Genomic DNA, 17,269 nt, shown 5'->3' with positions numbered 1-17,269 from the left:
CAGCGACGGGGGCAGCGCCCCCTCCCCCATTGCATCAAGCGCCAATCACCCGAAATAGTCGCGCAGCACCCGGCCATAGACCGCCTTGAGCTGTTCGATCTGTTCCACCGGCACGCATTCATCAACCTGATGCATGGTCTTGCCGACCAGTCCGAACTCCACCACCGGACAGTGATCCTTCACAAACCGCGCGTCCGAGGTGCCGCCCGTCGTGGACAGCACTGGCGTTACCCCCGTTACCGAGGCCACGGCGCCGCTCACAAGCTCGGACAGCTCCCCCGGCGGGGTCAGGAAGCTCTCGCCCGAGACACGCACATCCATATCGATCCCCACACCGAAGGCCGCCGCCACGGCATCGACCTCGTCCTGCATCCACGCGATGACCGACGCGCCGCTGTGCAGATCGTTGAACCGCACATTGGCGCTGGCGCGGCTCACCGCCGGGATCACATTGGTCGCGGGGTTGCCCGTGTCGATGGTGACCACGGCCAACGTCGACGGGTCGAAATGCTCCGAGCCGTCGTCCATTTTGTGGCTGGCCAGCCGGTCCATCAGCCGCGCCATGGCGGGCAGCGGGTTGTTGGCACGGTGCGGATAAGCCGAATGCCCCTGTTTGCCGGTCACCGTGAAGTGCGCGGTGAGAGAGCCGCGCCGCCCCACCTTGATCATCTCGCCCATGGTCTCGGGGCAGGTGGGCTCTCCCACGATGCAGTGGCTCATCCGCTCACTCTGCTCTTGCATCCAGTCGAGCAGCGCAAGCGTGCCGTCCTTGCCCGGCCCTTCCTCATCCCCGGTGATGGTCAGGATGATGGCCCCGTCCGGCGGTGTCTCGCGCACGAAGTCGATGGCCGCCGCCACGAAGGCCGCGACCCCGGATTTCATGTCGGTCGCACCGCGGCCATACAGCACCCCGTCGCGCAGCTCGGCCCCGAAGGGGTCAACTGTCCAGGCATCCGCGTCCCCCACCGGGACTACATCCGTATGCCCGTTGAACCCGAAGCTGCGAGCGGCCCCGCGTGCGCCCCAGCGGGCGAACAGGTTGGGCGTGCCGTTGCGGTCGACGCGCACGGTCTCGAACCCGGCGTCGGACAGCAGCGCGTCCAGCAATTGCAGTGCGCCGCCCTCGGTCGGGGTGACGCTGGGGCAACGGATCAGATCGGCGGTCAGGGCGGTGGCATCGACGGTCATGGGCTCTCCTGTTTTCACAGGGGTAGCCGATGCACGCAGGAAGTTGCAAACCCTGCCGCATGTGTCAGATGCGACACACTCCGTGGCTTACGTGCAGGTCAGCCGCGCAAAACGCGACCGGATTTGGCGGCGCTCGTCCTATAGATACCCCAATAAGACAGACCCGAGGCAGGGCAGACATCAAGCGGACCCAACGCGGTTCAAAGGCCGCAACGTCGGCCAATATATACCGGACCCCACGCGCGGCGCGGGGCCCATCCGTCTGGCTCGTCTCATCTTGGGAAGGATGAGGGACCATGGTTGCAGGCAGAGAGCTGACCTACGACACCAATGCGACGGCCATGCAGATGGCCAATACCATTTTCGGCAACGGCGTGACCGTGACCGGCGCGTCCTATTCGGGGTCGAGCTATTCTTCGGCGATCTACTCGAACGGCGATGCAGTTGCGGGCAACGTGACGCCCGCCGACACCGGCGTCATCCTGTCCACCGGCAGCGCCACGCTGTTCACCAACAACAACTGGAGGCAATCCAACTTCCGCTCCAACACCTCGGTCAACTCCGGCGGCGAGAACAACGAAGCCGGGTTTAACGAGCTGGCCGGCACCAATACCTACGATGCCTCCTATATCGACGTGGATTTCATCCCCACGAACGACACGATGACCATGCAGTTCGTGTTCAGCTCGGAAGAATACCCCGAATACACCAATTCGATCTACAACGACGCCGTGGGGGTCTGGATCAACGGCAATCTGGTGCCCCTTGCCGTGACCGAGAACGGCACGACGATCAATTCGATCAACGATACCAACAACATAAACCTGTATCAGGACAACGCCTACGACCAATACAACACCGAGATGGACGGGTTCACGATCACCATGACCCTGACCATTCCGGTCAACGTGGGCGAGGTGAACTCGATCCGGATCGGCATCGCCGATGTGTCCGACAGCAACTATGATTCCAACCTTCTGATCGCCGCGAACTCGGTCCAGACCGAGCTGGTCGCCGAACAGGACCACGTGACCATGCAGGACAGCGTCACCAAGACGGTGGACGTTCTGGGCAATGACATCAACAACACCAACGGCACGCTGACGATCACCCATATCAACGGGATCGCGGTGACCGCGGGGCAGACCGTGACGCTGACCACCGGCCAGACGGTGAAGCTCAACGCCGACGGCACCTTCGACATCACGACCGACAGCGACTTCGAGACGTCAAGTTTCACCTACCAGATCGCATCGACCAACGCGGCCGGTGCCACCATCGAGACCGACGTGGGCTTCGTCACGGTCGAGACAATTCCCTGTTTCGTGGCCGGAACCCTGATCGGCACGCCCCAGGGGCCACGGCCGGTTGAGGCGCTGGTGCCCGGCGATATGGTCCTGACCCGCGATGAGGGGCCCCGCCCCGTGCGGTGGATCGGGCGGCGCAGCGTGCCCGCGGTGGGCAAGATGGCCCCGGTCTGCATCAAGGCTAACGCCTTGGGTGAACATGGGGAACTGCGCGTCTCGCCCCTGCACCGCATCCTTGTCGAGGACGCCCGGGCGGAACTTCTGTTCGGCGATTCCGAAGTGCTGATCGCCGCGCGCGACCTTGTGAACGATCACAGCATCCGCAGCATCGATGGCGGCGAAGTGGAATATGTGCACCTCCTGTTCGACCGCCATCAGGTGATCTATGCCGAAGGGCTGGCAACCGAGAGCTTCCTGCCCGGCCCCCAGACGACCCGGTCGTTCGAGGCCGAGATCATCGCCGAGATCACGGCAATTTTCCCTGAACTCGACCTGCTGACCGGGGCGGGCTACGGCCCGGCCGCGCGCCCGCTGCTCAAACGGTTCGAGGCGGAAACCCTGCGCCCGCGCGTGGCCTGATCGCAATGGCGCGGACGACACCGACCTGGATCGCGACACGCACGCCGGAGCGCTGCGTGTTCAATCCCGCCGGGCTTGACGCCGGACACAGCACCGCCCCGGTGGGGGCAGACCTTTTGCCCCGCGGCAGTCTGCTACTCGAAGTCGTCACCGGACCTGCGGATCACCCCCGCAACCTGTTGCGCTATGTGGTGCGCGACCCCTGGCCTGCGGGGCTGACGTTGTGTCTCGAACCCGACGGCACCCTGCGGCTGATGATGCGGCAGGGCAACCGGCACCTGTCCGTGGCGCTGCAAACGACGCTCGGCCGCACAGAGCAAACGGTCCATATCACCTATGTCTGGGATGCCCCAGCGCGCACCGGGCGGCTCAGCGCCTATCTGCCGGATTTCGGCCTGTTGTGGCAAACCGGGGTGGCCGACCCCTTCCCCCTTTCGCTGCGGGATGCGGCGCGGATGATGGCCCGCGCCGACGCCTGCGCCATGGACAGCGGCGTGACGTTTGCCGCCTTGGCCGACACACCCTGCCCCATCGGCCCGCTTCCCGGGCTGTCCGGCGATGCGGCGGTCGAGACACCGGGCGGTCCGCGCCCGCTGCGCGACATCGTTGCGGGGGATCTGGTGTCGGTCCATCGCGGTCCGCCGATGCCCGTGCTCTGGGCGGGCTGCGCGCAGGTTCCCGCGCTGGGACGGTTCGCCCCCCTCACCCTGCGGCAACCCTATCTGTCGCTTCGAGACGATCTGGTCGCAGCGGGCGATCAGCGGGTCTGCTTGTCGGGATCGGATGTGGAATACCTGTTCGGGGAAGAGCGGGTCAGCACGGCGATCCGCCACTTCGACCTGCGCAAATGTGTCATGCCGGTCCGACCAGCCCCCGCGGTGGTCACCTATCACCAGATCCTGCTGGCCAGCCATGAGATCATCACCGTGAACGGCGCAAAGGTGGAAAGTTTCGACGCCTCGGCGGTGCTGTCCCCCGACCTATTGGCGACGTCGGTGCTGGCAGACATGCCAGCGGATCGTTGCCCGCGCGACATCGGCCTTGCGGCACCGGTGCTGCAAGGGTTTGAAGCGCACACGCTGACCGGCGTGGCCATCGGCTAGGGTTGATCCCCCGCGCCGTCGTCAATCTTGTCGTAAAACGGAGTCATCTGGGCCACGATGACGCTGTTTTCGTCCAGCGCCCGTTGCATCAGTTCGCGTTCCTCATCGGGGATGTCGTGCCCTTCGGCCAGACGCTCATCCAGCGTGCCGTAGCCCGAGACGTCAAGCGGTGCGACGTCCGCCTGCTTCAGGATTGCCACAGTCTCGCGTACGGCCTCGGCCTCATCCACGCCCGAGGCATAGATCATCAGCGCCGCGCCGGTGCTGTCCTTGGGCAGGCCGTCACCCTCTTTCCGGCCAACTTCAACCAGCAAGGTAAACACCTGCTGGCGAGAGGGTTTTTTGGCGGGTTTCGCCTTGGCGGGCTTTGATGCTTTCTCTGACATACCGGCGACCTAGCCTGCGCGGCGGGGTCCGTCAACAAATCCGGCCCCTGTTACGAGTCCCCTGCGCGCGGTCAGGACAGCTTGCGATAGCCCCAGATTAGCACAATCGCGCCGGCGGCACCGACGATCAGCTGCGGAATCCAGCTGCGCTGTGCGTAGATACCGAACCACGACAGGACGAGGTTGAGCAGCAAGGCCCCCACGATCCCCAGAATGATGTTCAGAAAAATCCCCGTGTCGGCCTTCATGATCATGCTGGCGATCCAGCCTGCCAGCCCGCCCACGATGATAGACGCAATAATACCCAGTCCCATGTCGTACTCCAGTTGCTCCAGTCAGCAACGCGCGGGCGTCAGGATTGGTTCCCCTCGGGGTCGAGATATCGCGATTTCGCGGCCCAGAGGGACGACAGGATCAAGACGAATTGCGACGGCAGGTAAACCAGAAAGAACAGCGCCAGCACCATGGCCCAGAGCGGCGGATCATAAGCCGCGATCAGCGCGCGGGCGGGGGCGAACAGCAGCGCCACCAGCGCAAGAAGGCTCGCGGCATCGATCGCCACAGGCCCCCAGGCCGCCAGCCACGAGGGCCGCACCCCGGCCGCCATGCGCCGCCGGGCCAGCGCACGCGACAGGATCAATCGCGCAACAGCTCGTTGATGCCGGTCTTGGACCGGGTCTTGGCATCCACCCGCTTCACGATCACCGCGCAATACAGGTTGATGTCGTTCTTAGAGGGCATGGTGCCCGACACGACGACCGAATAGGGCGGCACCTCACCGTAGAACACATCGCCGGTTTCGCGGTCAACGATCTTGGTGGACTGGCCGATATAGACGCCCATCCCCAGAACCGACCCTTCGCGGATGATGCAGCCTTCGACCACCTCGGACCGCGCGCCGATGAAACAATTGTCTTCAATGATGGTGGGGCCGGCCTGCATGGGTTCCAGCACACCGCCGATGCCCACGCCGCCCGACAGATGGACGTTCTTGCCGATCTGCGCGCAAGAGCCGACCGTCGCCCAACCGTCCACCATCGAGCCTTCGTCCACATAGGCGCCTAGGTTCACGAAGGACGGCATCAGCACCACGCCCGGCGCGATATAGGCCGAGCGGCGCACGATCGATCCGGGCACTGCGCGGAAGCCCGCGGCCTTCCACTGGCTGTCGCCCCAATCCTGCCATTTCGACGGCACCTTGTCCCACCAGTGGCCGCCCCCGTTGGAGCCTTCGATCATCGCCATGTCGTTCAGTCGGAAGGACAGCAGAACGGCCTTCTTGGCCCACTGGTTCACGTGCCAATTGCCATCGTCGCCCCGTTCCGCCACGCGCAACTTGCCGGAATCGAGCGCGGCAAGCGTGTCTTCGATCGCCTCGCGCACCTCACCGGTGGTCGCCGGGCTGATCGCATCCCGGTCGTCCCAGGCGGTTTCGATGGCGGTCTCAAGCTGTGCGTTCGACATGGGGGCCCCTTGTGGCTGCGGTGTATCTCTGGACAGGCTCATACCGCGCGGGGCGCAGCGCGGCAATGCGCAAGGCGGCTTGGATTGCGCGGACCACCCGCTTGGGGTCGCGAAAATTATATGAGGTACGAGACACATGACCTACCCCACCTTGATCGCCCTTGTGGTGACGGTTTGCGGCGGCGCGGCGGTGGCCCTGCAGGCGCCGATCAACGCGGCCCTTGCCGATGGCCTCAGATCGACCATCGGTGCGGCGGCGGTGTCGTTCGCGGTCGGGCTGGTCGCTTTGCTGGTGGTGCTCGTGCTGACGGGGGACGGCGCTGCCCTTGGCCGCATCGGAAATGTGAACCCGTGGCTGCTGGTGGGCGGCTTTCTGGGCAGTTTCTACGTCTGGAGCATCGTCTTCGCCGTGCCGGTGCTGGGGGTTCTGACCGCGATCTCGGCGGTGGTGCTGGGCCAGCTTCTGGCCGCCCTGATGCTGGATGCGATGGGGCCGTTCGGATTGCAGGCCATTGAAATCACGTGGCAAAGGGTGGCCGGAGTCGTCCTTGTCGGGGCCGGGCTGATCCTGTCGAAACTCTGAGTTTTTGCGTTCAAATCGGGATCGGCGCGGGGTTCGCGCCGCAGAGCAGCACGGCCACACGTTCGTCCTTTTCCGGAACGTAGGCCCCCGACAGCACCGCCGCGAGCGCGGCCGCGCCCGCCGGTTCCACCAGCTGCCGCAGCGTCTGCCACAACCGCTTTTGCGCCTCTGCGACCGCCTCATCGCTGACCAGTACGGTTTGCAGATCACGGGCGGTGGCGAGGTCATAGGCCAGACGCCCGATGCGCCGCGCGCCCAACGCATTGGCGCAAAGGCCCGACACCTCGATGTCCGTCTCGGGGCCACGGGCCAGCGCCGCCTGCATGGTGTTCGTCGTCTCGCTCTCGACCCCGACGATCTTGCGCCCCTCAAGCCATGCCATGGCGCCGCCGATCAGCCCGCCGCCGCCAATGGCGACCAGCACGGTGTCGGCATCGAGGTCCTGCGCCTCCCACTCGCGAAAGCAGGTGCCTTGTCCGGCCAACGTGGCGGGCGCGTCATAGGGGTGAATGTCCAGCGCGCCGGTCGCCTCTTGATGGGCGCGGGCCGCCTCGGCCGCATCGGCATAGGCGCCCTCGACGATGTGCAGCGTCGCCCCCGTTTGCCGGATCACGTCGATCTTGGCCGGACCGGCGAAAGCGGGCACGAAAATATGCGCCGCGTGCCCCAATGCGCGCGCCGCATGGGCCACCGCCGCCCCGTGGTTCCCGCCCGAGGCGGCGACGATGCCCGCTGGCGGCACATCCGCCGTCAGCACCGCATTGAACGCCCCACGTGCCTTGAACGACCCTGTGACCTGCGTGTGTTCGAACTTGAACTGCAGCGGCAGGCCAAAGCCGTCGCTGCGCATCACCGGTGTCTGGTGGACGTGACCGGCAACCCGCGCGGCGGCGGCGTTTATTTCTTCGCGTGTGACAGGCATCGGCCCCTCGATCATTGGACAATCTGCGCGCAACCTGCCACTAAAACCCAAAGCGCAACAACCGCCGATTGGGAGCAGCCCGCATGAAAGACGACCACCGCCGCCATCCGTTCCGGGACTCGAGCGAAGACCGCAAAGAGGCGCAGCAGGTTCCCGATACGCCGCAAACCCGCTCGCCCGCCTATACGCTGGCCTTCGTGGATGAGGATTTCCTGTGCCGGGATGAGCTGCGTCCCGTGCGGCTGCAACTGGAACTCCTGAAGCCCGAGTTGATGCTCGACGAACAGGGCATCCAGTCGACGGTGGTGATGTTTGGCGGCGCACGGATTCCCGCGCCTGTTGAAAAACACACCGCGCGGACCGAGACCTTGGCCGAACTGTCGAAATACTACGATGAGGCGCGCGAATTTGCCCGTCTCCTCACGCTCAAGGGCGATTCAACCGAGAATGTCGTCGTCACCGGGGGCGGGCCCGGCGTTATGGAGGCAGGCAATCGCGGGGCCGTCGATGCGGGCGGCAAGTCCATCGGGTTGAACATCGTGCTGCCGCACGAGCAGGCCCCGAACGAATTCGTAACCCCCGAGCTGTGTTTCAACTTCCACTATTTCGCCATCCGCAAGATGCATTTCCTGATGCGGGCCAAGGCGATCACCGTGTTCCCCGGTGGCTTCGGCACGCTGGATGAAACCTTCGAAGCGTTGACCCTGATCCAGACAGGGCGGATGAAAAAGGTGCCGTTCTTGCTGTTCGGCCGCGCCTTCTGGGAAAAGATCATCAATTGGGAAGCGCTGTCCGACGCGGGCACGATTTCCCCAGCCGATCTAGAGCTGTTCAAATTCGTCGAGACCGCCGAAGAAGCGCTCCACGAGATGGAGAATTGGGAAGGTGCCGGCGAAAAGCGCGAGGTGATCCCCGGCCGCCCGGACACCGACCCGCCCGCCGGAGTCGAGTCGCCCTATGGCGAGTCGGAGCGCGACGACGACTGAAACGGGACGGGCGCTTAAAGCCCCGCGTCCGCTTCGATCTGTTTGCGTGATTTGCGTTCGCGCTCGGTGGCGGATTTCAACTGCCCACAGGCGGCCATGATATCCTCACCGCGCGGCTTGCGGATGGGTGACGAATACCCCGCCTTGAAGATGATCTCGGCAAACGCCTTGATCCGCTTCCAGTCGGAGCGTTCATAGGGCGCGCCGGGCCATTCGTTGAACGGGATCAGGTTGATCTTGGCGGGGATGCCGTCGATCAGCTTGATCAGACGTCGCGCATCCTCGTCTGAATCGTTCACGCCTTTCAGCATGACATATTCAAAGGTGATCCGCTCGGAGTTGCTGACTTTGGGATAGGCGGCAAGCGCCTTCAACAGCTCTTCGATGTTCCAGCGTTTGTTGATCGGCACCAGCTTGTCGCGCACCTCATCGGTGGTGGCGTGGAAGCTGACAGCCAGTTGGCAGCCGATCTCTTCCGCGGTGCGGTGAATTTCCGGCACGACCCCCGAGGTGGACAGCGTGATGCGGCGGCGCGACAGGGCGATGCCTTCGCCGTCCATGGCGATCTTCATCGCGTCGCGCACGTTCTCGAAATTATAGAGCGGCTCGCCCATGCCCATCAGCACGATGTTCGACAAAAGGCGCGGCCCCTGATCGGCGGTGCTCAGGCCCGCTTCGGGCCATTCGCCCAGATCGTCTCGGGCCAGCATGACTTGCCCGATGATCTCTCCTGCGGTGAGGTTGCGGACCAGTTTTTGGGTGCCCGTGTGGCAGAAGGAACAGGTCAGCGTGCAGCCCACTTGCGACGAGATGCACAGGGTGCCGCGGTCGGTTTCGGGGATATAGACCACCTCGACCTCGTGCCCGCCGGCGATGCGAACGAGATACTTGCGGGTGCCGTCTTCCGAGACGTGCTTGCTCACCACTTCGGGCAGTTCGATCTTGAAATGTTCGGCCAGCGTCGCGCGAAGGTCTTTCGACAAGTTCGTCATCTTCGCAAAGTCGCGCACGCCCCAGTGATAGAGCCACTGCCAGATCTGGTTGACCCGCATCTTGGCCTGTTTCTCTTTCACGCCAACACCGATCAACGCGTCGCGCATCTGGGGGCGGGTCAGTCCGACAAGGTTCGCAGGGCCGCCCTCGGGCAGCTTGCGTTTGATCGTCATCACATCCTGAGTGATGGGCGCGGTGATGGGTTCGGGGGCCGACATAGCAGACTTTCGGTTTGGGTCAGATGGGCGACATATAGGAACGATCGCCAATTTCCAAAGTGATTCTTTTCGTCGCGGGGTGTTGGGCAGCATCGCGCGACCACAGGTTCACCCCCCTATCGCCCGATGCACCGCCCAATAAGAAAGGGCGGCGCATATCTGCACCGCCCGTCCTGTCACATGAATCAGACTTGACCGCCTAGCTGGAACAGCGGCTCGCCGCTTCTTCCACGCCGGCCGTAAAGCCCAGCAAAGAGAATGTGTCGCGGGTCACCGTGCCACGTCCGGACCGTGCAGTGATCGTGGCGGCCGACCCGCGTTTCATCGCCGCCACGATGCGGGCGTCATCCTCGGGCGTGGCGGGCCAGGCCCATTCGCCTTCAGTGAACAGCTCATAGGTGGTGCCGCCGATCTCAAGCTCGGCGGTCGAGCCACCGGCGAACGGATAGCCGCCGGTAAAGGTCACCTGCCCCTCGACCCCGGCACCGGGACGATAGAAGACGAACAGCAAAATCTCGCCCCGGCGCACCGAGACGACCTGCCCATCGCGGGAGTTTACGGTTTCCTTGGGCGCCGAGACGGCCCAGCATTCCTTGGGGTCGGTTTCCACGAAGACCGACCAGTCCGTGTTCGCGGCCACACGGTTCGAGCTCGCCTCTTGCGCGGCGGCGGATGTCCCGATGGTCATTGCCCCAGCGGTCATACATGCAACTACGCCAAACGCGCGCGAAATCTTTGAAATCATATCTACAGCCTCCAAGCTGTCCGTGCCTCTGGTTACTCTGATCAAGTCAGCACCTCTGCCGGGTACTTTTTCGACTGGATTGAGCCGTTTCAACTCGATAGCCATAGCACTAGCAAGTTTTTGCCCAAATGGGAAAGCCCTTCGGGCACACTAAATTGTGCGGATTGCCGCCGAAACAGGGGATGACATGACACAAGCAGTCGATCTGGTGGAAATTTGGCGCGGCGGACGTCTGGAATCCTGGCACCAAGGCCACGCGGTGGTGGTGGATGAGGGCGGCGACATCATCGAGGCTTGGGGTGACCCCGAAGCGGTGACCTTCCCGCGATCTTCGGCGAAGATGATCCAGGCCCTGCCGCTGGTCGAAAGCGGGGTGGCCGACCGCTTCGGATTGACCAGCGAACAGCTCGCCCTCGCCTGCGCGTCCCACTCGGGCGCGGCGATCCACACCGACCGCGTGCAACGCTGGTTGGCCGATCTCGGGCTGGGCAACGATGATTTCCAATGTGGCCCGCAATGGCCGCAGGACATTCCCGCCCGCAACGGGTTGATCAAGGCCGACGATAGCCCCTGCCGCTATCACAACAACTGTTCCGGCAAACACTGCGGGTTCCTGACTCTGAGCAAGGCAAACGGCTGGGGCCCCGACTACGTCGAGATCGACCACCCCCTGCAGGTTTTGCTGAAGCAGACCTTTGAAGAGCTGGTCGAGGAGAGCTCGCCCGGGTGGGGAATCGATGGCTGTTCGGCCCCCAACCACGCCAGCACGGTACACGGGATGGCCCGCGCCATGGCGACCTTTGCGAGCGCTGATGACAGCACCACACGGGGGGCCGCGATGGTGCGCCTGCGCGAGGCGATGATGGCGCACCCCGAGCTGGTGTCGAACACCGACCGCGCCTGCAACCACCTGATGCGGGCCGCCAAGGGCAAAGTGGCGGTGAAGACCGGCGCCGAAGGCTTCTTCATCGCCATCATCCCCGGCCAGAAACTGGGCGTCGCGCTGAGAATCGTCGATGGCGCCACCCGCGCCTCGGAATGCGCCATCGCCGCGATCCTGTGCAAACTGGGCGTGCTCGACGCCGAAGACCCCGCCGTCAAAGCCTACCGTAACCCCGTGCTGAAGAACTTCGCCAGCCTGGTCACCGGAGAAATGCGCCCCGCTTCGACACTTGCCTAGATCATGTCCCACAGCAACTTCGCCGCCAGCGCGCTGGCAGAGATCACCAGCAGCGGCTTGATCAGCCGTGACCCCACCCGCATGGCCAGACGGCTGCCGACCCATGCGCCGGCGATCTGGGCCAGCCCCATGGCCAGCCCCGTGATCCACCAAGGCGACGCGACCAGCGCATAGACCGCCAGGCCCCCAAGGTTCGACGAGAAGTTGAGGAACTTGGTATGCGCCGTGGCTTTCAACACCCCGTAGCCCGCCAGTGTCACGAACCCGATCATGTAGAACGCCCCCGCGCCCGGCCCGATCACCCCGTCGTAGAAGGCAACCGCCGGCACCAGCGTCAATGCTACCGCAAGCGGCGTCAGACGCGCGGTGCGGTCCATGTCGTCCAATCCCGGCTTGAAGGCGAAGAACAGGGCGACGCCCACCAGCAGCACCGGCAGCGCCAGCCGGATCAGCTCGGTCGGCAAAGACGCGGTGAACAACGCCCCGCCACCGGCCACGACAAAGGCCAGCAACGCCAGCGGCGCTTGCCGTCGCAGGTTCACATGGCCACCCCGCGCATAGGTCAGCGCCGCAGTCCCGGCGCCGAAGACCGCCTGCACCTTGTTGGTGGCAATCGCCACGACCGGGGGCGCGCCCGCAAGGACAAGAACGGGCAGAACGATAAGCCCGCCGCCCCCGGCAATGGCGTCGACCGCCCCGGCGAAGAACGCCACCAAAAGCAGCAGGGCCAGAATATCGGGCGCAACCTCGATCATGTGACGAACTCCGTCTTGGCGTAGCCCTGCAGGTAGAGCAACGCGGTAAGGTCCCCGTGATTGATCCGCACGTCACACTGCTCGGAGACAATCGGCTTGGCATGGAGCGCGACGCCCGTGCCCGCCCGGTGGAGCATGCCAAGATCGTTGGCCCCGTCCCCCACGGCGATCACATCGGCCGGGGTGATCCCGAGGCGTGCGGTGATCTCTTCCAGCGCCTGCACCTTCGCGGCCTGCCCCAAAATCGGGCGCCCGGCCTCTCCGGTCAGACGCCCGTCCGCCGCGACGAGCGTGTTGGCTCGGTGTTCGTCGAACCCCAACCGCGCCGCGATGACCTCGGTGAAGGCCGTGAACCCGCCCGAGACCAGCGTCGCATGGCCGCCGTGTGCTTTCATCGTCGCCACAAGCTCCGCGCCGCCGGGCATCGGGGTGATCCGCTCGGACAACACCTTGCCGATCACCGCCTCTTCCAATCCGCGCAGCAGCCCGACCCGTTCAATCAGCGCCGCCTCAAAATCCAGCTCGCCGTTCATCGCCCGCGCGGTGATCTCGGCCACCCGCGCCCCGACGCCCGCCTCGTCGGCCAGCTCGTCAATGCATTCCTGCCGGATCATCGTGCTGTCCATATCCGCCAGAAGCATCGTCTTGCGGCGCCCCTCCAACGGCTGACACACGAGATCGACCCCCAGCGCCTGCAATTCGGTCCAGACGTGCCAAAAGTTCGCAGGCCCCTCGGCGACCGCGAATTCGGCAGCCTCATCGGCGGCCAGCCACTGGACCGATTTCCCGCCCCAAGCGTTGCGCAGACTGTCCACCAGCGCCGGGTCAAGCACGCCGGGGGGGGCGATCAGGGTGATTACGAACATCGAATGCCTCCGTTTGCCGCCAGAAACCAAGCCCGCGCCGAAAGCGCAACAGGTTCCGCTTCATCTGACCAAATAAACTCAATTCCATCACCGCCGCAGGCGCCTTTGTCGCAAATCTGAAGCAATCCGTCGCAAGGCGTCATATTTGCACTTGTGGCAGCCCCGCGTTGTCCCTATCCCTGTCGGTGGGACACCCTTCCCCAACGAAGGGCGCATATCTGTAAGGATAACAGCAATGACGATGCAAAAACCGGCCGCGCGGCCGGACAATCCGCGCTTTTCTTCTGGCCCCTGCGCCAAACCCCCCACATGGACACCTGACGTGCTTGCCGACGCGCCCCTTGGCCGGTCGCATCGCGCGCCTGTCGGCAAGGCGAAGCTGAAAGCCGCCATCGACGGCACGCGCGAGATTCTCGGCGTGCCCGAGGATTACCGCATCGGCATCGTGCCCGCTTCGGACACCGGCGCGGTCGAAATGGCGCTCTGGTCCCTGCTGGGCGAACGGCCCGTGCAGATGGTGGCTTGGGAAAGCTTCGGCGCGGGCTGGGTGACGGATGTGGTCAAACAGTTGAAGATCGAGGCCACGAGCCACACCGCCGACTATGGCGAAATCGTCGACATGGTCGCGCTCGACTATGACAAGGATGTCGTCTTCACCTGGAACGGCACCACCTCGGGCGTGCGCGTGCCTTCGGGTGACGTGATCCCGGCGGAGCGCGCTGGCCTGACGATCTGCGACGCCACATCGGCCGCCTTCGCGCAGGATTTGCCGTGGGACAAGCTCGATGTGACGACCTTTTCCTGGCAGAAGGTGATGGGCGGAGAAGCCGCGCATGGCATGCTGATCCTCAGCCCCCGCGCCGTCGCCCGACTGGAAAGCTACACCCCCGCCTGGCCCCTGCCGAAGATTTTCCGCCTGACCAAGGGCGGCAAGCTGATTGAGGGTATTTTTGAGGGCGCTACGATCAACACCCCCTCGATGCTCTGCGTCGAAGACTACCTTTTCGCGCTGGATTGGGCGCGGTCGGTCGGCGGCTTGGACGGCTTGCGCATGCGCGCCGATGCCAATGCCCAGGCGGTCTGGAACTTCTGCGCCACCCGCGACTGGATCGACAACCTCGCCCGGGATCGCGCAACCTGGTCGAACACCTCGGTCTGCCTGAAGTTCACCGACGACCGGATCACCGACAGCGCAGCCTTCGCCAAGGCAGTGGCCAAACGGCTTGAAGCCGAAGGCGTAGCCCTCGACATCGGGGCCTATCGCGACGCGCCTGCGGGCCTGCGCATCTGGTGCGGCGCCACGGTCGAGACCAGCGACATCGAAGCGATGCTGCCCTGGCTTGACTGGGCCTTCCACGCCGAACTCGCCGCCTGACCCAAGCCAGCCCTGCGGGGCGCCTGCGCCCTGCCTTCCCGATATTTTTCCAAAGGATGCTTATCATGGCTCCCAAAGTTCTCGTTTCCGACAAACTCTCCGACACCGCTGTGCAGATCTTCCGGGATCGCGGCATCGACGTGGATTTCAGGCCCGATCTGGGCAAGGACAAGGCCGCGCTGGCCGAGGTGATCGACCAATACGACGGCCTCGCCATTCGGTCCGCCACCAAAGTTACCGCGAAGCTTCTGGACCGCGCCACGAACCTCAAGGTCATCGGCCGCGCCGGGATCGGCACCGACAATGTCGACAAGGATGCGGCCTCGAAAAAGGGGGTGATCGTCATGAACACGCCCTTCGGCAACATGATCACCACCGCCGAACACGCCATCGCCATGATGTTCGCCGTGGCCCGCCAGATCCCCGAGGCGAGCGCCTCGACCCACGCCGGTAAATGGGAAAAATCCCGCTTCATGGGGGTGGAACTCACCGGCAAGACGCTGGGCGTGATCGGCGCGGGCAACATCGGCGGCATCGTCTGCGACCGGGCGCGCGCGCTGAAGATGAAGGTCATGGCCTATGACCCCTTCCTGAGCGAGGAGAAGGCCGACCAGATGGGCGTGCAGAAGGTGGAGCTCGACACGCTCTTTGCGCACGCCGATTTCCTTACCCTGCATGTGCCCTATACCGAACAGACCGCCAATATCCTCAGCCGCGAGAATATCGCCAAGCTGAAGCCCGGCGTGCGCGTCATCAACTGCGCCCGCGGCGGCCTTGTGGATGAAGAGGCTTTGGCCGAAGCGCTGAAATCCGGCCATGTGGCGGGCGCGGCCTTCGATGTGTTCGAGACCGAACCGGCGACCGACAGCCCGCTGTTCAACCTGCCCAACGTTGTCGTCACCCCGCACCTAGGCGCAGCGACGACCGAAGCGCAGGAAAACGTCGCCCTGCAGGTGGCCGAACAGATGTCGGACTATCTGCTGACCGGCGCGGTGACCAACGCGCTCAACATGCCCTCGGTCACCGCCAAAGAAGCCAAGATCATGACACCCTGGATCAAGCTCTCGGGCCATCTGGGCAACTTCATCGGCCAGATGACGGACGAGCCGATCACCGCGATCAATATCCTGTTCGACGGCTCCGTCTCGCAGATGAACCTCGCCGCGCTGACCGCCGCCACGGTCGCGGGGATCATGAAAAAGGCCAATCCCGACACCAACATGGTCAGCGCCCCTGTGATCGCCAAGGAACGCGGCATCCAGATCAGCACCACCAAACAGGACAAGTCCGGCGCCTTCGACGGCTACATCAAGGTGACCGTGGTAACCGAAAAGCGCGAACGCTCCATCGCGGGCACGGTGTTTAGCGACGGCAAGCCGCGCTTCATCCAGATCAAGGGCATCAACATCGACGCCGAGATCGGCGCGCACATGGTCTACACCACGAACGAGGATGTCCCCGGCATCATCGGCCTGTTGGGCAACACCATGGGCAGCCACGACGTCAACATTGCCAACTTCACGCTGGGCCGCTCGGAAGCCAAGGGAGAGGCGATCGCCCTGCTCTATGTGGATGAGGCCATCCCGCCCACTGCACTGGCGGCACTGGAAGACACCGGCATGTTCACGCAAGTCAAACCGCTCGCCTTCGACGTCTGAACAAACGGTCGGGCGCGCGGGCTTGCATCCCGCCGCCCGTTCATCTTTGCTTGAAAAATATCCTGGGGGGCGCGCGTCAGCGCGGGGGGCAAGCCCCCCATGATCCACCGCGTCCCCCCGCAAAAGGACCTTTGATGTTTTACGTTCTCGGCGACATTCACGGCCAGACCGCCGCGCTGGACCGCGCGCTGCGGCTGATCGAGGCCGACGGCGGCGCGGACCGGCCGCTCTATTTCGTCGGCGACCTCGTGGATCGCGGGCCGGACAGCCGGGGTGTGATCCAGCGGATCATCGACGGGCAGGACGCGGGCCGCGACTGGCACTGCACCCTTGGCAACCACGACCTGATGTTCGCGCAATTCGTCCTGACCGGTCGGGTTTCCCACCCCGAGATCAAATCCGGCAAGACCTGGCTGCACCACCGGCTCGGCGGCGTGCACACGTTGGCTTCCTACATGGCGGAAAACGAGCTCGACCACCCCGAGTGGACCTCATGGGCCGAAGCGCAAGAGGCCGGCCTCGACCCCTCCTCAGCGTCACTGCAACAGGCCCTGTCCGACGCGGCCCGCGCGGCTGTGCCAGAGCGCCACATCGACTGGATCACGGCGCTTCCGCTGATGTGCGACGCGCCGGATAACCACCTGATCGTCCACGCCGGCCTGCGCCCGGGCCGCCCGCTGGCCAAGCAGACCCGCAGCGACCTGACCTGGATCCGCGACGGCTGGCTCGATTACGACGGGCCGCTTGATCACCGGGTCGTCCACGGGCACACCGCGCTCGACTTTCCGGCGCATCACGGCAACCGGATCAACACCGACGGCGGCGCGGGCTATGGCCGGCCGCTGGTGCCCTGCGTTTATGAAGGCGGCCAGTGGTTCACCCTGGACGAGACTGGCCGCACCCCGTTGCAGCCCGCCGCCTGATGCCCCGCTGGCCCGCCTGCGTGCAATGGCGCTTTCCG

Annotated in this window: 18 protein-coding genes; 8 read left to right on the top strand and 10 right to left on the bottom strand. The window is 64.5% G+C overall.

Translation table 11 applies throughout. From position 1 onward, the window contains the following. Positions 1-45 precede the first annotated feature (45 nt). Positions 46-1,188, bottom strand: coding sequence for a succinyl-diaminopimelate desuccinylase (gene dapE / locus DC363_RS10100; protein WP_108641037.1), 1,143 nt, complete (start codon positions 1,186-1,188; stop codon positions 46-48). A gap of 296 nt (positions 1,189-1,484) precedes the next feature. On the opposite strand from dapE, the gene DC363_RS10095 reads away from it, so the two are divergent. Further along, positions 1,485-3,074 (top strand): Hint domain-containing protein, encoded by a 1,590-nt coding sequence (locus tag DC363_RS10095; protein WP_108641036.1) that lies wholly within the window; start codon positions 1,485-1,487, stop codon positions 3,072-3,074. A gap of 5 nt (positions 3,075-3,079) precedes the next feature. Continuing rightward, positions 3,080-4,177 (top strand): Hint domain-containing protein, encoded by a 1,098-nt coding sequence (locus DC363_RS10090; protein WP_108641035.1) that lies wholly within the window; start codon positions 3,080-3,082, stop codon positions 4,175-4,177. Here DC363_RS10090 and DC363_RS10085 read toward each other — a convergent pair. From DC363_RS10085 to dapD, 4 genes are all read right to left on the bottom strand, one after another. After that, on the bottom strand, positions 4,174-4,563 hold the full coding sequence (locus DC363_RS10085) for a hypothetical protein (RefSeq protein ID WP_108641034.1): 390 nt from the start codon (positions 4,561-4,563) through the stop codon (positions 4,174-4,176). The genes DC363_RS10090 and DC363_RS10085 overlap by 4 nt on opposite strands. A gap of 71 nt (positions 4,564-4,634) precedes the next feature. Continuing rightward, positions 4,635-4,877 (bottom strand): GlsB/YeaQ/YmgE family stress response membrane protein, encoded by a 243-nt coding sequence (locus DC363_RS10080; RefSeq protein WP_108641033.1) that lies wholly within the window; start codon positions 4,875-4,877, stop codon positions 4,635-4,637. 38 nt (positions 4,878-4,915) lie between these two features. Continuing rightward, the gene (locus DC363_RS10075) at positions 4,916-5,203 is read right to left on the bottom strand and encodes a hypothetical protein (RefSeq protein WP_108641032.1); all 288 of its coding nucleotides are present in this window, start codon (positions 5,201-5,203) and stop codon (positions 4,916-4,918) included. Then, complete coding sequence (gene dapD / locus DC363_RS10070; RefSeq protein ID WP_108641031.1) at positions 5,200-6,027, bottom strand: 2,3,4,5-tetrahydropyridine-2,6-dicarboxylate N-succinyltransferase; 828 nt, start codon at positions 6,025-6,027, stop codon at positions 5,200-5,202. The genes DC363_RS10075 and dapD overlap by 4 nt, the downstream gene beginning before the upstream one ends. Before the next feature lie 136 nt (positions 6,028-6,163). Here dapD and DC363_RS10065 point away from each other — a divergent pair, with 136 nt between their 5' ends. Continuing rightward, a complete protein-coding gene (locus DC363_RS10065; RefSeq protein WP_108641030.1) occupies positions 6,164-6,610 on the top strand; it encodes a DMT family transporter in 447 nt (148 codons plus the stop codon). Positions 6,611-6,620: 10 nt separating this feature from the next. Here the strand turns inward: DC363_RS10065 and DC363_RS10060 are convergent, their stop codons facing one another. Further along, complete coding sequence (locus tag DC363_RS10060; protein WP_108641029.1) at positions 6,621-7,532, bottom strand: serine/threonine dehydratase; 912 nt, start codon at positions 7,530-7,532, stop codon at positions 6,621-6,623. An 83-nt stretch (positions 7,533-7,615) separates the two neighbouring features. Between DC363_RS10060 and DC363_RS10055 the strand changes: the two genes are divergently transcribed. Further along, positions 7,616-8,518: an LOG family protein gene (locus tag DC363_RS10055; RefSeq protein ID WP_108641028.1), complete on the top strand. Its 903-nt coding sequence runs from the start codon at positions 7,616-7,618 to the stop codon at positions 8,516-8,518. 14 nt (positions 8,519-8,532) lie between these two features. On the opposite strand, the gene rlmN is transcribed toward DC363_RS10055, so the two are convergent. Beyond that, complete coding sequence (rlmN, locus tag DC363_RS10050) at positions 8,533-9,729, bottom strand: dual-specificity RNA methyltransferase RlmN (protein WP_108641027.1); 1,197 nt, start codon at positions 9,727-9,729, stop codon at positions 8,533-8,535. 199 nt (positions 9,730-9,928) lie between these two features. Next, positions 9,929-10,474, bottom strand: coding sequence for an invasion associated locus B family protein (locus DC363_RS10045; protein WP_108641026.1), 546 nt, complete (start codon positions 10,472-10,474; stop codon positions 9,929-9,931). 187 nt (positions 10,475-10,661) lie between these two features. On the opposite strand from DC363_RS10045, the gene DC363_RS10040 reads away from it, so the two are divergent. After that, positions 10,662-11,654: an asparaginase gene (locus DC363_RS10040; protein ID WP_108641025.1), complete on the top strand. Its 993-nt coding sequence runs from the start codon at positions 10,662-10,664 to the stop codon at positions 11,652-11,654. Here the strand turns inward: DC363_RS10040 and DC363_RS10035 are convergent. Together DC363_RS10035 and serB are read right to left on the bottom strand one after the other, a co-directional pair. Then, positions 11,651-12,409 carry a TSUP family transporter gene (locus DC363_RS10035; protein ID WP_108641024.1) on the bottom strand — a complete coding sequence of 253 codons (759 nt, stop codon included), beginning with the start codon at positions 12,407-12,409 and terminating at the stop codon, positions 11,651-11,653. The genes DC363_RS10040 and DC363_RS10035 overlap by 4 nt on opposite strands. Beyond that, complete coding sequence (gene serB / locus DC363_RS10030) at positions 12,406-13,275, bottom strand: phosphoserine phosphatase SerB (RefSeq protein ID WP_108641023.1); 870 nt, start codon at positions 13,273-13,275, stop codon at positions 12,406-12,408. Before serB ends, DC363_RS10035 begins: the two co-directional genes overlap by 4 nt. Before the next feature lie 235 nt (positions 13,276-13,510). On the opposite strand from serB, the gene DC363_RS10025 reads away from it, so the two are divergent. The 3 genes from DC363_RS10025 (at position 13,511) to DC363_RS10015 (ending at position 17,231) form a co-directional block, all read left to right on the top strand. Continuing rightward, positions 13,511-14,650 (top strand): phosphoserine transaminase, encoded by a 1,140-nt coding sequence (locus DC363_RS10025; protein ID WP_108641022.1) that lies wholly within the window; start codon positions 13,511-13,513, stop codon positions 14,648-14,650. A gap of 65 nt (positions 14,651-14,715) precedes the next feature. Then, on the top strand, positions 14,716-16,308 hold the full coding sequence (gene serA, locus DC363_RS10020) for a phosphoglycerate dehydrogenase (protein ID WP_108641021.1): 1,593 nt from the start codon (positions 14,716-14,718) through the stop codon (positions 16,306-16,308). A 134-nt stretch (positions 16,309-16,442) separates the two neighbouring features. After that, on the top strand, positions 16,443-17,231 hold the full coding sequence (locus DC363_RS10015; RefSeq protein ID WP_108641020.1) for a metallophosphoesterase: 789 nt from the start codon (positions 16,443-16,445) through the stop codon (positions 17,229-17,231). Positions 17,232-17,269 lie beyond the last annotated feature (38 nt).

It is taken from the genome of Thalassorhabdomicrobium marinisediminis (genome assembly GCF_003072065.1).
Classification (GTDB): domain Bacteria; phylum Pseudomonadota; class Alphaproteobacteria; order Rhodobacterales; family Rhodobacteraceae; genus Octadecabacter; species Octadecabacter marinisediminis.
This window is presented reverse-complemented; position numbering and strand designations above follow the sequence as displayed.